Genomic DNA, 15,433 nt, shown 5'->3' on the forward strand with positions numbered 1-15,433 from the left:
CGAAGGCTGCGATCTTTTGCTTTTACTTCGGATAAAGCGGCGGCAATCCACTATCACCCACCGGATCCTGCACCCGTTCCGCCGCCGGAATAGTCCGAATCGCCCGCCACAAATCCTCACCCTGCCAGTGCTGCCCCGTCTCGCTGTACAGCGCACCATTCAACCCGTCCAGCGCATCCGACAACGGCACAAACCGCGCTGCCATGTCCGCCAGTGTCTCTGGCTGCTGCCGCGCCCACGCATCCAGTGCCTGCCGCGTCGCCTGCGGGTCATTCGCCTGGCTCGCCCGCTTGATGTCATCCATCAACGTGCGCGGGCTCGGGCCGGTTTGGGCGGCGCGATGCACCGCCGGTTGCCAGCGTGCGCGCCACCACAGGCCGAAGCCGAGGAGGGTGGTGCAGGCGAGGATCAGGGTGCTGAGTTTCCACCACCACAACACATCGTTATCGACGATGCTCGGTTGCAGGTTGCCGGTCGGGGTGTCGACTTGCAGGCTCGGGTTGTTGGCCACTTGCAGAGTGCGCGCCGGCAGGCTGCTGTGTTCCAGGTGGTCTTCGAAGGTGTTCCACCAAACCAAGTCCACCGTCGGCAATTCGATGGCGCCGCTGCGACTTGGCACCAGCGCTTCGCGTTCTTCGCGGCTGCCGACGATGCCCCGGTCGGTGCTTTGGTTGCTCAGCACCGGTTGATCGGGGTAGCGGCGCAGGCCGTTGACGTCGGTGGCGGGCAGCGCTGGCAGTTGTGAGCTGGCGAGGCCTTCGACTTTCAGGGTCAGGCTGCGCGTCATCGAATCACCGACCTGAGTGTGTTCCGGTTCCGGGTTCCAGCTTTCGCTGAGGCTCAGGCTGCGCGCGGGCAGCCATGGCGCGTCGACCGGATAGGTCAGCGGTTTGGGTTTGACGGTCAGGGGAATTTCGGCGGAACTGACGCGCATCAGTTTGCCCGGTTTCGGCCCCTGCGCATTGGCGTCCTGAGACGGCTGCGTGTCGACCAGTGTGGCGCTGAAGGTCTGCGGCGCAATGGTCAGCAAACCGCTGTGTTGCGGGTAGATCGCATAGCGCATTTCGATCACGCCATGGCGCACGCCGTTGAGGTCTTTTTCGTAGGTACGCGTGTCGCCGAGCTGTTCGATGCGCGCATCGGCGATTTGCAGCGGCGTCAGGCTGCTGTCGTCGTACAGCGAAACGGAATGGTAGATGCGTAAAGTCAGGATCGCCTGCGCCTGCACGTAGACGCTGGACTGATCGAGGCTGGCTTCGATGAACACCGGATCAAGGCTGTTCTGGTTCTCGCGGGTGTCGCTCTCGACCACTTGCACGGTGATCGGCTGGCTCTGCGCGTCGCCCAGTTGCAGCGGCGGGATGACCACGCTGCCGTTTTCTTTCGGCAGCAGAGTGATGATCCAGCGCGTGGTCGCGCGGTTGTCGCCATTGAGGGTGTTGAGCTGGTTGACTTGCCGCGTGCCGCGCACTTCGAACAACGCTTCCAGCGCGGTCAGGTCGGGTTTGCCGAACTGGGTGACGTCGCTGGTTTCGAGGGTGAGTTCGACCGTCTCGCCGGAGTTCAGGCGACTGCGATCCACGCTGGCTGTGAGCTCGGCCGCGTGGGCGGTGGCCGTGCAGAGCAGCAGGGGCAGCAAGAGAGCGGTGAAGCGGGTCATCGAGTGTTTTCCTGATCCTGATGTTGTTGCTGTTCGTACCAGAATTTGCGTCGCAGCAATTCGCCCGGATCGTCGGGGATCTTGCCCAGCCATTGTTCCAGTGCCTGACGTTGCTCGCCTTCGAGGTTGTCTTCACTCGGGCGCAGCGTCGGCACGGTGTCCGTTTGCTCTTCTTCGTCGCTGCCCGGCACCTCGTTGGGGCGAGGCTGCGGCGGTGTGGTCGGTGGCGGTTCGCTGGCCGATTCGGTCGGTTGCGCCTCGCTCTGGGTTTCACTTTTTACCGCCGGTGGCGGTGCGGTCGCTGGCGGTGGTTCGTCGCCCGGCAGACTTTGCTGTTCGCTCGGTTTGGTGTCCGGCTCGGCGGGCGGCGGTGTGTTTTTCTGCTTGAGCAGGTTTTCCACCAGCGCCTTGTTGGTCTGCGCCGGGCGCAAATCCGGTTGCAGTTCCAGTGCCTGTTCATAGGCGTCGATTGCCGCTTCCAGCTCACCACTTTGCGCCAAGGCGTTGCCACGATTGTAGTGGGCGCGGGCGTCGCTGCCTTCGGCGAAGCGCTGGGCGGCGCCACTGTAGTCGCCGGCCTCGTACAACGCCACCCCTTGCCACTGATGATCTTCGAAATGTTGGGCGGCTTCGACCGGGCGCTTTTGCTTGAGCAAATGCAGGCCCTGTTGGTCGGGACGCAGCCACAGGTCTTCGAAGTCGAAAGCGTAGCTGGGCTGCGGCAGGCAGAACAGCAAGGGCAGGCAGAACAACCAGCCGCGCCGCCCGGCGCAAGCGGCGAGCAACAACAGCGGCAACAGCAGCCAGTAACCCTGATCGGCCCAGGTATCGAGGCGCACGGTCTGGCCGTCGTCGCGCAGGCTGCGCGGACCGTTGAGCAGGCCGAGCGCGCCAAGATCCGCTTCGTCGAGGCGAGCAGGGTGGTATTCGCCACCGACGCTGTTGAGAAACGCGCTCAGGCCCGGACTGTCGAGTTGCGGCACGCGAATCGCGCCTTGCTCGTCCTTGAGGAAACTGCCGTCCTCTTGGGCAATCGGCGCACCTTCGGCGGTGCCGACGCCGAGCATCAGCAGTTGTGCCGACTCACCGTTGAGGGCACGCCGAATACCCTGGCGTTCCTCTTCGTTCAATGACGAGCCGATCAACAGAATCCGCCCCTGACCGAGCGCGCCTTGTTTGAGCAAGGCCAGCGCTTTGCTCACGGCGAGATCGGCACGATGGCCGCTTTCCGGCATCAACGAAGGCTTGAGCGCATCGAGCAGATTGCGGCTGGTCGCCAGGTCATCCGACAGCGGCACCAGCGTGTGCGCGCTGCCGGCGTAGACGACGATGGCGGTCTGCGCATCGCTGCGCGCCTGCAACAGGTCGAACAGCTTGCGCCGGGCCTGTTCCAGTCGCGTCGGCGGTGAGTCGCTGGCGAGCATTTCCGGGGTCAGTTCCAGTACCACCACCAACGGATCGGCGGGTTTCTGGCTGGTCTGTTCGACGCGTTCCCAACTCGGTCCGAGCAGCGCAAGAACCGTCAGCAGCCACGCCACGCCAAGGGCAACCCACGGCAGTTTGCTGTCGCGACCATTGCCGCCGCTGAGCAGGGTGGCATGAAACGCCGGCGGCAAAATCATCTGCCAGCGCCCGGCGCGCTTCTGCCGATGCCAGAGTTGCCAGATCAGCCAGCCCAGCAGCGGTAGCAACAGCAACCACCACGGACGGAACCAGTGCGGCCAGAGCGCGATCATCGGCGCCTCCGCAGACGCAAGCGCTTAAGGCGCTCACGCCAGTCAGGCAGCGGACTTTGCAGATACAGCTCCTTGGTGAACAGGCGTTGCAGCGGGTTGTCCGGCCACAATTCACGCGCGACCAGCAACAGACTCAGCCACAGCGCCAGCGCCAAAGGCCAGTGATACAAGGCTTGTGCCGGGCGCGCCTGAGTCGGTTGCTGGGTGACCGGTTCGAGTTGATCGAGGGTGTCCTTGATCGCTTGCAGTTCCTTGCCGTCGTGGGCACGGAAGTACTGGCCGCCGGTGACTTCGGCGATGGCTTTGAGCGCTGGTTCGTCGAGGTCCAGACTTGGATTGACTCCAAGCAAACCGGTCGAACCGCTGTCCTCGGGATTGGCGCCGATACCGATCGGATAGATTTTGACGCCTTCGCTGGCGGCCAGTTTTGCCGCCGTCAGCGGATCGATTTCGCCACCATTGTTAGCGCCGTCAGTGACCAGAATCAGCACACGACTTTGCGCCGGACGCAGGCGCAGGCGTTTCAGCGCCAGACCGATGGCGTCGCCGATCGCAGTGTTCTTACCGGCAATGCCGATCCGCGCTTCGTCGAGCCAGACGCGTACGGTGTGGCGATCAAAGGTCAGCGGCGCTTGCAGATAGGCCTGACTGCCGAACAGGATCAGGCCAACACGGTCGCCGTCGCGGCTTTCAAGGAAATCGCCGAGCAGGTGCTGAACCAGGGTCAGCCGACTGACTTCTTCGTCCTGCCACTGCATATCGGGGAAATCCATGGAGCCGGACACGTCCACCGCCACCAGCAGATCGCGGCCACTGGCGGCAATCGGCAACGGTTCGCCGAGCCATTGCGGGCGCGCGGCGGCGGTCAGCAGCAACAGCCACAAGAGCATGAACGGCGCCTGTTGACGCCACGCCGGCAGATTAGCCCGAGCGCGACGGCGGACGAGACCTTCGAGGTCGGCGAGGAAACTGACTTTCAGCGCGGGCTCGCCGCTGTCCGCCACTGGCAGCACCAGGCGCATCAGCCACGGCAGCGGCACCAGCACAAAGATCCACGGCCAGGCGAACTCAAACATGTTTGCGAATCCACGTGTCGACAGCCTGGGTCAGGCCGGCGATGGCTTTGTCGTCGAGTTTGCATTCCGGTTTGTACGCGCCTTCAACCAGCACCATCCAACGGGTGAGGCCGGCAGCCGGGCAACGGTTGTCGAGGAACGCCAGCCATTTACGCCCATTGAGGGTGTGGCTCTGGCTGTAGGGATAGTGGTTGCGGCACAGGCGTTTGAGCAGGCCGTTAAGTTGCTGCAACCACGCCCCGGCCGGCGCGCCGTCGTAGGGTTTGGGCATTTGTGCGAGTTCAGCGAGGGCGGCGACGCGCACCGGGTCGAGCGGCTGTTCGGCACGGACGATCGGGCGTTTCTTCATCGGGATGAAACGGCGCAGACGCCATACGGCGTAGCCCAGCAGCGGCAGCAACAGAAGCAGCAGCCACCAGCCCGGAGCCGGTGGCCAGAAGGCAATCGGTGGCGGCGAGATCAGCGGTTGCAGTTGTTCGAGGCCGTTCATCGACCTTTCCCCGGACGCTGCGGATTGAGGAATTCGCGCATCTGCTCGACCATTTCACTTTGCGTGCTCAGCGGCATCAGCAATACCCGCAATTTTTGCGCGAGCAATTCCCAACGCGCGATGCGTGCTTCGGCCTGGGCGCGATAGGTCTGGCGCAGGTCGAAATTCAGCGTATCGAGTTCGAGTTGCGCGCCGCGTTCGGCGAATCGGAGAAGACCGGCGGCGGGCAGGGCGTGATCGAGGGGATCGGACAGCGGCAGCATCAGCAAATCACAATGGCGCGAGAGCAGGCTCAATTGTTGTTCAGCGCTGTCGGACAACGCGCGCTCGTCGCAGATGACGATCACCAGACTGCCCGGGCGCAATACTTCACGGGCACGACGCAGCGCCACGCCAAACGCATCGCGATCCGGCTCGCGCTCGCTGTGCAGCGACTGATTAACCTTGACCAAACGGTTGAGCAGTTGCAGCAGGCTTTGTTTGCTGCGCCGTGGCTTGATTTCGTAGTGCTCGTTGTCGCCGAACACCAGCCCGCCAACCCGGTCGTTATGGCCGAGCGCGGCCCAGCCGATCAGCGCCGCTACTTGCGCTGCCAGTACCGATTTGAACATCAGCCCGGAGCCGAAAAACAGCCGTGTGCTTTGCTCGACCATGATGAAAATCGGCCGCTCGCGTTCTTCATGGAACAGCTTGGTGTGCGGCTCCTGGGTGCGCGCCGTCACGCGCCAGTCGATGGTGCGCACATCGTCGCCGGCCTGATAGACCCGCACCTGATCGAAGTCGACGCCGCGACCACGGAATTTCGAGTGATGCAGGCCGATCAGCGGGCTGCGCTGGCTCGGCGTGGAAAACAGCTGCACTTCACGCACGCGGTGGCGCATCTCGATCAGCTCGGCGAGGCTGACGCGGATGCCCGGTTCGGACGGCAGGGGGGCGTTCATCGGGGTCAAGCGACGGCTACGACGTCGAGAATCCGCTGCACCACCCGATCCTGATCGATGCCGGCGGCTTCGGCTTCAAACGACAAAATGATGCGGTGACGCAACACGTCGAACAGCACCGCTTGAATGTCTTCCGGGCTGACGAAATCGCGACCGGCCAGCCAGGCGTGGGCGCGGGCACAGCGGTCGAGGGCGATGGAACCGCGCGGGCTGGCGCCGTAGGCGATCCACTCGGCCATTTCCGGGTCGAACTTGGCCGGGTTGCGCGTGGCCATGACCAGTTGCACCAGGTATTCCTCCACGGCGTCGGCCATGTACAGACCGAGGATTTCCTTGCGTGCGGCAAAGATCGCCTGCTGGCTGACGCGGCGTTCAGGCTTGGTCTCGCCGTTCAGCGCTTCGCCACGGGCCTGCTGGAGGATGCGGCGTTCGACGGCAGCGTCCGGGAAACCGATTTTCACGTGCATCAGGAAACGGTCGAGTTGTGCTTCCGGCAGCGGATAGGTGCCTTCCTGCTCGATCGGGTTCTGCGTGGCCATCACCAGAAACAGCGGCGACAGCTCATAGGTACTGCGGCCGACACTGACCTGACGCTCGGCCATGGCTTCGAGCAGCGCCGATTGCACTTTGGCCGGGGCACGGTTGATTTCGTCCGCCAGCACCAGGTTGTGGAAGATCGGCCCTTGCTGGAACACGAAACTGCCGGTTTCCGGGCGATAGATTTCGGTGCCGGTGATGTCGGCCGGCAGCAGGTCCGGGGTGAACTGAATGCGATGGAACTGGGCTTCGATGCCCTCGGCGAGTTCTTTGATCGCTTTGGTCTTGGCCAGACCCGGAGCGCCCTCGACCAGCATGTGGCCGTCGGCGAGCAGGGCGATGAGCAAACGCTCGATGAGTTTTTCCTGGCCGAGAATCTGCGTTGAAAGAAAGGTTCGCAGCGCCAGCAGCGCTTCACGATGTTCCATCGGTGACTGTTCCTGGAAAGGGGTGGCCACAGGCGTTCGGATAACGCCGGGGCTGGGGGCGTTACTTTAATCCATCGCGGGGGGTGGCGACTAACGGCATTTTGCGCAAAGTGCGGGAAATGACTGGGGCATTTGTTGGATTTTTGTAGTGCCGGGGAAGGGCGCTGTTCTTTCGGGCCTCTTCGCGAGCAGGCTCGCTCCCACATTTGAGCGGCGTGCACCTATCAAATGTGGGAGCGAGCTTGCTCGCGAAGAGGCCGGTTCAGACGCTATCAAACTTCGTTAATGAAGGTACCCGTCCCATCAAGGATATTCGTCAAAGTCTCGACCACCTCATCCAGATCAACCATATCCGGGTTAAAGCTGATCTCCAGCACATCATCCCCGTTCAACGCATCGGCATCCGCCGCACCAATCTCGATCTTCAACAGGTTCGAAGTCAGGGTGACTTTCACCCCGTCCAGCGTCGAAGGCTCGCCATCCAGGGTGATCTCCAGCTCATCCTCGTCCGGGTAGCGGCTCATCAGAAACATATCGCCCTTGTCGCTGTGGCAGCAGAGCATGGCCATGTTGTCTTCTTCGTCATCGCACGGGTTGACGATCAGTAGGGCGGTGGTCATTTGCATGGTCAATTCCTGCCTCTGGGGGCGTGTTGGTCGCTAATGGGCGCGATTCTGCCAGTCCTTGGGAATTTCTGCATGTGAGAGTGTCAGAGGATGTGTCGTGAACGCGACATGGATCAATGGTCATTTCTGGCACGCATGTACCGTAAAAACGGGCATTCAGACCAACATTTTTCGCCACGACTGCTAGTGTTTACCGGTGCCAGACCCTCGGTTTACGTGCCAATGACCGAATATGTCGCAGCACCGCAAGCAGACACATTGTCGCACCCTTTAAGCTGCGCAACGGATGAGCACCCGTAAAGGCATTGTCGGCACCGCTGGCAGTCGCTTTTGCAGATGCTCATTCTATGGAAGGTGAATGTGACCTGAGTGTCCCGTCCAGCTTCACCCACCTGTCCCCCTGTTTCCTCTGCCCGAGAATCAGGAACAGGGCGACACAAGCCCCGAAAGGGGTGTTGCACGCGACGCTTTCCATCAATAACAAGCTTAAGCGGAGTACCACAGATGGCGTTCTTCACCGCAGCCAGCAAAGCCGACTTCCAGCACCAACTGCAAGCGGCACTGGCGCAGCACATCAGTGAACAGGCACTGCCACAAGTGGCGCTGTTCGCTGAACAATTCTTCGGCATCATTTCTCTGGACGAGCTGACTCAACGTCGCCTCTCCGACCTCGCTGGCTGTACTCTTTCTGCGTGGCGCCTGCTTGAGCGCTTCGATCACGCGCAACCGCAAGTGCGCGTCTACAACCCTGATTACGAGCGTCATGGCTGGCAGTCGACCCACACCGCGGTCGAAGTCCTGCACCACGACCTGCCATTTCTGGTCGACTCGGTCCGTACCGAGCTGAACCGCCGCGGCTACAGCATCCACACCCTGCAAACCACCGTGCTCAGCGTACGTCGTGGCAGCAAGGGCGAGCTGCTGGAAATCCTGCCGAAGGGCAGCACCGGCGAAGGCGTGTTGCACGAATCGCTGATGTACCTGGAAATCGATCGCTGCGCCAACGCGGCCGAACTGAATGTGCTGAGCAAAGAGCTGGAACAGGTTCTCGGTGAAGTCCGCGTCGCGGTCGCCGATTTCGAGCCGATGAAAGCCAAGGTGCAGGACATCCTCACCCAGCTCGACAACAGCGCCTTCGCCGTCGATGCCGACGAAAAGAACGAAATCAAAAGCTTCCTGGAATGGCTGGTGGGCAACCACTTCACCTTCCTCGGCTACGAAGAATTCGTGGTTACCGATCAGGCCGATGGCGGCCACATCGAGTACGACCAGAACTCCTTCCTCGGCCTGACCAAATTGCTGCGCACCGGCCTGACCTACGATGACCTGCGCATCGAAGACTACGCCGTCAGCTACCTGCGCGAACCGACCCTGCTGTCGTTCGCCAAGGCTGCGCACCCAAGCCGTGTACACCGTCCGGCCTACCCGGACTACGTGTCGATCCGTGAAATCGACGCTGACGGCAAAGTCATCAAGGAACACCGCTTCATGGGCCTGTACACCTCCTCGGTGTATGGCGAGAGCGTGCGGGTCATCCCGTTCATCCGCCGCAAGGTCGAAGAAATCGAGCGTCGCTCTGGCTTCCAGTCCAAGGCTCACCTGGGCAAGGAACTGGCGCAGGTGCTTGAAGTACTGCCGCGTGATGACCTGTTCCAGACCCCGGTCGACGAACTGTTCACCACCGTGATGTCGATTGTGCAGATCCAGGAACGCAACAAGATCCGCGTGTTCCTGCGCAAAGACCCGTACGGTCGTTTCTGCTACTGCCTGGCCTACGTGCCACGCGACATCTACTCCACCGAAGTTCGCCAGAAGATCCAGCAAGTGCTGATGGAGCGCCTGAAGGCCTCCGATTGTGAATTCTGGACATTCTTCTCTGAGTCGGTTCTGGCGCGCGTGCAGTTGATCCTGCGTGTCGACCCGAAAAACCGTCTCGACATCGACACCGTGCTGCTGGAAAAAGAAGTCGTACAAGCCTGCCGCAGCTGGCAGGACGACTACGCCGCACTGACCGTCGAAAGCTTCGGCGAAGCCCACGGCACCAACGTGCTGGCCGACTTCCCGAAAGGCTTCCCGGCCGGCTACCGCGAGCGTTTTGCTGCGCATTCGGCCGTGGTCGACATGCAGCACCTGCTGAGCCTCAACGAAAAAATCCGCTGGTGATGAGCTTCTATCAGCCGCTCGGTCAGGTCTCCGGCCAGCGCGAGCTGCATTGCAAGCTGTACCACGCCGACACGCCGCTGGCGCTGTCCGACGTCTTGCCGATTCTGGAAAACCTCGGTCTGCGCGTACTGGGTGAATTCCCGTACCGTCTGCGTCACACCAATGGCCGCGAGTTCTGGATCCACGACTTCGCGTTCACTGCCGCTGAAGGCCTGGACCTCGACATCCAGCAACTCAACGACACCCTGCAGGACGCCTTCGTCCACATCGTTCGCGGCGACGCCGAAAACGATGCGTTCAACCGTCTGGTGCTGACCGCCGGCCTGCCATGGCGCGACGTGGCGCTGCTGCGTGCTTACGCGCGTTATCTGAAGCAGATTCGTCTGGGCTTCGATCTGGGTTACATCGCCAGCACCCTGAACAACCACACCGACATCGCTCGCGAGCTGACCCGGTTGTTCAAGACCCGCTTCTATCTGGCGCGCAAACTCAGCGACGACGATCTGGAAGACAAGCAACTGCGTCTGGAACAGGCGATTCTGACCGCACTGGACGACGTCCAGGTGCTCAACGAAGACCGCATCCTGCGTCGTTACCTCGACCTGATCAAAGCGACCCTGCGTACCAACTTCTACCAGACTGACGCCAACGGCCAGAACAAGTCGTACTTCAGCTTCAAGTTCAACCCGCACGCGATCCCTGAACTGCCGAAGCCAGTGCCGAAGTTCGAAATCTTCGTCTACTCGCCACGCGTTGAAGGCGTGCACCTGCGCTTCGGTAACGTCGCCCGTGGTGGTCTGCGCTGGTCCGACCGTGAAGAAGACTTCCGTACCGAAGTCCTCGGCCTGGTAAAAGCCCAGCAAGTGAAAAACTCGGTCATCGTGCCGGTGGGCGCGAAGGGCGGCTTCCTGCCGCGTCGCCTGCCACTGGGCGGCAGCCGTGACGAGATCGCGGCCGAGGGCATCGCCTGCTACCGCATCTTCATTTCCGGTCTGTTGGACATCACCGACAACCTGAAAGACGGCGCGCTGGTACCGCCGGCCAACGTCGTGCGTCATGACGACGATGACCCGTACCTGGTAGTAGCAGCGGACAAGGGCACTGCGACCTTCTCCGACATCGCCAACGGCATCGCCATCGATTACGGCTTCTGGCTGGGTGACGCGTTTGCGTCCGGTGGTTCGGCCGGTTACGACCACAAGAAAATGGGCATTACCGCCAAAGGCGCGTGGGTTGGCGTACAACGTCACTTCCGCGAGCGCGGCATCAATGTTCAGGAAGACAGCATCACTGTTGTCGGCGTCGGCGACATGGCCGGTGACGTGTTCGGTAACGGCCTGTTGATGTCCGACAAGCTGCAACTGGTCGCTGCCTTCAACCACATGCACATCTTCATCGATCCGAACCCTAACCCGGCAACCAGCTTCGTCGAGCGTCAGCGCATGTTCGACCTGCCGCGTTCGGCCTGGACCGACTACGACACCAGCATCATGTCCGAAGGTGGCGGCATCTTCTCGCGCAGCGCGAAGAGCATCGCGATCTCCCCGCAGATGCAGGAACGCTTCGACATCAAGGCTGACAAACTGACCCCGACCGAACTGCTGAACGCTTTGCTCAAGGCGCCGGTGGATCTGCTGTGGAACGGCGGTATCGGTACTTACGTCAAAGCCAGCACTGAAAGTCACGCCGATGTCGGCGACAAGGCCAACGATGCACTGCGCGTCAACGGCAACGAGCTGCGCTGCAAAGTCGTGGGTGAGGGCGGTAACCTCGGCATGACCCAATTGGGTCGAGTGGAGTTTGGTCTGAATGGCGGCGGTTCCAACACCGACTTCATCGACAACGCCGGTGGCGTGGACTGCTCCGACCACGAAGTGAACATCAAGATCCTGCTGAACGAAGTGGTTCAGGCCGGTGACATGACCGACAAGCAACGTAACCAGTTGCTGGCGAGCATGACCGACGAAGTCGGCAACCTGGTGCTGGGCAACAACTACAAGCAGACTCAGGCCCTGTCCCTGGCGGCGCGTCGTGCCTACGAACGCATCGCTGAGTACAAGCGTCTGATGGGTGATCTGGAAGGCCGTGGCAAGCTGGACCGTGCCATCGAGTTCCTGCCGACCGAAGAGCAGATCAACGAGCGCATTGCCGAAGGCCACGGTCTGACTCGTCCTGAGCTGTCGGTACTGATCTCGTACAGCAAAATCGACCTTAAAGAGCAGCTGTTGGGCTCCTTGGTACCGGACGACGATTACCTGACCCGCGACATGGAAACGGCGTTCCCGCCGACCCTGGTCAGCAAGTTCTCCGAAGCCATGCGTCGTCACCGTCTGAAGCGCGAGATCGTCAGCACCCAGATCGCCAACGACCTGGTCAACCACATGGGCATCACCTTCGTTCAACGACTCAAAGAGTCGACCGGCATGAGCCCGGCGAACGTCGCTGGCGCTTACGTGATCGTGCGTGACATCTTCCACCTCCCGCACTGGTTCCGTCAGATCGAAGCGCTGGACTACCAAGTCAGCGCTGACGTACAGCTGGAGCTGATGGACGAGCTGATGCGTCTGGGCCGTCGCGCTACGCGCTGGTTCCTGCGTGCCCGTCGCAACGAGCAGAACGCTGCCCGTGACACCGCGCACTTCGGTCCGCACCTGAAAGAGCTGGGTCTGAAGCTCGACGAACTGCTGAGCGGCGAAATCCGTGAAAACTGGCAGGCGCGTTATCAGGCGTACGTCGAAGCCGGTGTGCCGGAATTGCTGGCGCGTATGGTTGCGGGCACCTCGCACCTGTACACCTTGCTGCCGATCATCGAAGCGTCCGACGTGACCGGGCAGAACCCTGCCGAAGTGGCCAAGGCCTACTTCGCCGTAGGCAGTGCGCTGGACATCACCTGGTACCTGCAACAGATCAGCGCGCTGCCGGTTGAGAACAACTGGCAAGCCCTGGCCCGTGAAGCGTTCCGTGATGACGTCGACTGGCAGCAACGCGCGATCACCATCTCCGTCCTGCAACAGGGCGACGGCACTCAGGACGTGGAAGCACGTCTGGCGCTGTGGATGGAACAGCACGAAAGCATGATCTCGCGCTGGCGCGCCATGCTGGTGGAAATCCGCGCGGCAAGCGGCACGGACTACGCCATGTATGCCGTGGCCAACCGTGAACTGCTGGATCTGGCGTTGAGTGGGCAAGCGGTAGTGCCTGCGGTGGCTGCGAATGCCGAGGCTGAACTGGCGTAAGTAAGCGCTGAATGAAAAAGCCCCGCTCTCGGAAGAGGCGGGGCTTTTTCATTTTCCTTATTTACACCAGTTCCGAACAACGAAAGGCGAAACCGCGTACGCCATCGGCATGAGGCAAGGAAGTGCCAGCCCCGATAATCTGATCATTTTGGGTGGCTATGGATACGCCTAAATCGAGAACATCAGTTAGATTAATGGTCAAAAAACCATTATCTGCAAAATTCATGTCTTGAACACCGTCCAGGTCGAACTTGGCAATGATCGTTTTTGAGTTTTCCTCTCCTAAGGTGTCAGCGATAACCATTATGTGCTTACCCTGTCGCAGGGTACCTTGATGCCATTGAATACCCATCGGCGCCCGTGGATATGAGGTAATCAATGGCTCGCCTTGATTAAAGTAAGAGACCAATGCGCCTTTGTTGTCGATACAAAACAATAGGCCACTTTGAATCGCGTGTGACGACGTGCTACCGACCCCCAGGATATTGCCGTCAGGTAATTCTATAAGTTGACTTGTACCGCCACGATGCTGATCAGTTTCAATCACAACGAAGCCTTCGTTTCCGAAATCTTTAATGATGTCACCCTGTGCATTGAAGCGACAAATCATCGGCATCATTTTGCCATTCACGAGAGTGCTTCCACCAACGGTAAACGATCCGTCCTGGAGCCTTATCAGTGAGGTAGCCGTTGTGTAATTAGCAAGATACTGGACAGCGACATAGCCTTTTTCATGAAAATCCATGTCCAGCGAACCGTCCTTTTTCAGCCTGACTAATAAACCGATATTGTCGCTGAAGCTATATAGATGATTGCTGATAATCATCAGCTTGCCGTCGGGCAACTCAATGGAGTGCCCACCTTCGAGGGACGCCGATGCGTCTTTATTGGCGATCTCTTCATTGGATAATCGGTAGGCGGGTGTCGAAATGGGATCAACGATCAGTACCCCATCGTTTCCAAATGTCTTGACGGGCAATCCTTTATCGTCAAAGAGAGCCAAACCACGCAGCGGTGGGGTCGAAGGATCGTACTCGAACCACCCTTCAAGCAGTATTGTCTCGTCTTTGAGTACGCGAACGCCCATGCCCGTTGATAGATCGCCGACTGCGAACTCACCAATGACACTTCCTTGATCACCGAAATCGGCATCTTTTCCACCATCAGTCTTCAAGCGCACGATTGAGAAACGTTTTCCAGCTCTGCCTGCGATCAACAGTTTGTTATCCGGCGCGACGGTGATGCCCCACACAAATCCATTGGTGCCATCCGGATGTTCTAACCAACTCACGCCTGAATCATCAGATCCGAAAGTTGGATCGAGAGCTTCCACGTTAGCGCTATTGATAATGTTAGACATTGCCTGCTCCTCAAACCTGTGGTTTCTGCATACGCCGATAACCGACCTGGGATCGAGAGATCAATACAGTCAGATTATTGGAAGCCAATTTGGCGAGACGGTCTACTGTCAGGGTTGACAGTAGACAGATGAGCATATGTGTGAAGTTTGAGGGCGCGGTATCTCGCCTTTGCTGCCAATGCCGAGTTTTACTCGGCTTGGGCAGTGGTTGAACGAGAAAGCCCGGGTATCGTGAGATGCCGGGGCTTTTTTATGCCTGAGGGTTTTTTGGTGCCTGATGCGGCGCCATCGCGAGCAGGCTCGCTCCCGCAGGTGGAATGCATTTCAAATGTGGGAGCGAGCCTGCTCGCGAAAGGGCCCTTACATTCAATACAACTTAGATGACTGTTTACTATCCAGCATCGAAACTTTGTCCGAAGGTCTGGCCACTAAATTGTTGAGCGACTGGTCAAACTTCTGCAACGCCCGAACTTGCACATCCTGCTGCTGGTTAATATCGGCAACTATCTCTTCCGAGCCCTTGAAGTCCGCCCACACCGGTGTCAGTTCTCTCGCCTCTGAGCCTTTCGCCGTACCGATATAGTTCAGCTGCGCATCATAAAAATCGGCACTGACGTCGGCCTTGATGTCGGAACTGCGCGAAGTAATCAACTGGTTATGGGTGTCGACGATCGCCACCACATCCGGTCTGGCCGCACGCAGGCTTTGCATGTCCGGATACACCGTCACCGAGCCGAACTGACGCTGCAGCGAGGCGTTGACCCATTCCACCGCCATGTCCGGTTTCGAGCTGGCGACGTAGGCGTCATGGATCGGTTGCACCAACAGGCTCTGGCCGAAACCGGTGCCGGCGTTGGTTTGATAGTCGCGCAGGTATTCGCGGTTGGTCTGGGTACTTGGGCTGTAGACCACGCCGAGCGACACGCCGGGACCGCTTTTAACCTGAGTGGCGCTGCTGCGGCCGGTGGGATGGGGGAGCAGGGTGTCCAGTGAGGAAACGGCTTGGGGCGCGGTGGGTACCGAACAGGCTGACAGAGCTAAAACCGATATCGCCAGTACACTGGCAAAGGCAAGTTTCATGGTGTTTCTCCCGTGAAACAACATCAGTCGGAAAGTTTAAAAGTCGTAAATCACGACCGTTAATTCAGACTAAACCCGCCAACCTGACAATTTGCTGAGC

Annotated in this window: 9 protein-coding genes and 1 pseudogene; 1 reads left to right on the plus strand and 9 read right to left on the minus strand. The window is 60.0% G+C overall.

Features of this window, described 5'->3' with window-relative positions; translation table 11 throughout:
- Positions 1-22: 22 nt before the first annotated feature.
- From AB4O01_RS03030 to AB4O01_RS03060, 7 genes are all read right to left on the minus strand, one after another.
- Positions 23-1,660 carry a BatD family protein gene (locus AB4O01_RS03030; protein WP_460090625.1) on the minus strand — a complete coding sequence of 546 codons (1,638 nt, stop codon included), beginning with the start codon at positions 1,658-1,660 and terminating at the stop codon, positions 23-25.
- Positions 1,657-3,396, minus strand: a complete 1,740-nt coding sequence (locus AB4O01_RS03035) for a tetratricopeptide repeat protein (RefSeq protein ID WP_460090626.1) — start codon at positions 3,394-3,396, stop codon at positions 1,657-1,659. Before AB4O01_RS03035 ends, AB4O01_RS03030 begins: the two co-directional genes overlap by 4 nt.
- On the minus strand, positions 3,393-4,472 hold the full coding sequence (locus tag AB4O01_RS03040; RefSeq protein WP_460090628.1) for a vWA domain-containing protein: 1,080 nt from the start codon (positions 4,470-4,472) through the stop codon (positions 3,393-3,395). The genes AB4O01_RS03035 and AB4O01_RS03040 overlap by 4 nt, the downstream gene beginning before the upstream one ends.
- The gene (locus AB4O01_RS03045) at positions 4,465-4,962 is read right to left on the minus strand and encodes a DUF4381 domain-containing protein (RefSeq protein ID WP_460090629.1); all 498 of its coding nucleotides are present in this window, start codon (positions 4,960-4,962) and stop codon (positions 4,465-4,467) included. The genes AB4O01_RS03040 and AB4O01_RS03045 overlap by 8 nt, the downstream gene beginning before the upstream one ends.
- On the minus strand, positions 4,959-5,903 hold the full coding sequence (locus AB4O01_RS03050) for a DUF58 domain-containing protein (RefSeq protein WP_093437905.1): 945 nt from the start codon (positions 5,901-5,903) through the stop codon (positions 4,959-4,961). Before AB4O01_RS03050 ends, AB4O01_RS03045 begins: the two co-directional genes overlap by 4 nt.
- Positions 5,904-5,908: 5 nt before the next feature.
- Entirely contained in the window at positions 5,909-6,868 is a 960-nt protein-coding gene (locus AB4O01_RS03055; protein WP_007913915.1) for an AAA family ATPase, read from the minus strand.
- A gap of 272 nt (positions 6,869-7,140) precedes the next feature.
- Positions 7,141-7,494 carry a hypothetical protein gene (locus tag AB4O01_RS03060; RefSeq protein WP_093437909.1) on the minus strand — a complete coding sequence of 118 codons (354 nt, stop codon included), beginning with the start codon at positions 7,492-7,494 and terminating at the stop codon, positions 7,141-7,143.
- 504 nt (positions 7,495-7,998) lie between these two features.
- On the opposite strand from AB4O01_RS03060, the pseudogene AB4O01_RS03065 reads away from it, so the two are divergent.
- Positions 7,999-12,893, plus strand: a pseudogene (locus tag AB4O01_RS03065) (NAD-glutamate dehydrogenase).
- A gap of 61 nt (positions 12,894-12,954) precedes the next feature.
- On the opposite strand, the gene AB4O01_RS03070 reads toward AB4O01_RS03065, so the two are convergent.
- Together AB4O01_RS03070 and AB4O01_RS03075 are read right to left on the minus strand one after the other, a co-directional pair.
- Positions 12,955-14,253 carry an NHL repeat-containing protein gene (locus AB4O01_RS03070; RefSeq protein ID WP_460090630.1) on the minus strand — a complete coding sequence of 433 codons (1,299 nt, stop codon included), beginning with the start codon at positions 14,251-14,253 and terminating at the stop codon, positions 12,955-12,957.
- A gap of 366 nt (positions 14,254-14,619) precedes the next feature.
- Positions 14,620-15,333, minus strand: a complete 714-nt coding sequence (locus AB4O01_RS03075; RefSeq protein WP_460090631.1) for an ATPase — start codon at positions 15,331-15,333, stop codon at positions 14,620-14,622.
- Positions 15,334-15,433 lie beyond the last annotated feature (100 nt).

This window comes from Pseudomonas sp. S2_E02 (assembly GCF_054668355.1).

Excerpts from the sequence above, each read along its gene's own strand:
- AB4O01_RS03050 (WP_093437905.1), bottom strand. The coding sequence starts at position 5,903 with ATGAACGCCCCCCTGCCGTCCGAACCGGGCATCCGCGTCAGCCTCGCC.
- AB4O01_RS03040 (WP_460090628.1), bottom strand. The coding sequence starts at position 4,472 with ATGTTTGAGTTCGCCTGGCCGTGGATCTTTGTGCTGGTGCCGCTGCCG.
- AB4O01_RS03075 (WP_460090631.1), bottom strand. The coding sequence starts at position 15,333 with ATGAAACTTGCCTTTGCCAGTGTACTGGCGATATCGGTTTTAGCTCTG.
- AB4O01_RS03070 (WP_460090630.1), bottom strand. The coding sequence starts at position 14,253 with ATGTCTAACATTATCAATAGCGCTAACGTGGAAGCTCTCGATCCAACT.
- AB4O01_RS03055 (WP_007913915.1), bottom strand. The coding sequence starts at position 6,868 with ATGGAACATCGTGAAGCGCTGCTGGCGCTGCGAACCTTTCTTTCAACG.
- AB4O01_RS03035 (WP_460090626.1), bottom strand. The coding sequence starts at position 3,396 with ATGATCGCGCTCTGGCCGCACTGGTTCCGTCCGTGGTGGTTGCTGTTG.
- AB4O01_RS03030 (WP_460090625.1), bottom strand. The coding sequence starts at position 1,660 with ATGACCCGCTTCACCGCTCTCTTGCTGCCCCTGCTGCTCTGCACGGCC.
- AB4O01_RS03060 (WP_093437909.1), bottom strand. The coding sequence starts at position 7,494 with ATGCAAATGACCACCGCCCTACTGATCGTCAACCCGTGCGATGACGAA.
- AB4O01_RS03045 (WP_460090629.1), bottom strand. The coding sequence starts at position 4,962 with ATGAACGGCCTCGAACAACTGCAACCGCTGATCTCGCCGCCACCGATT.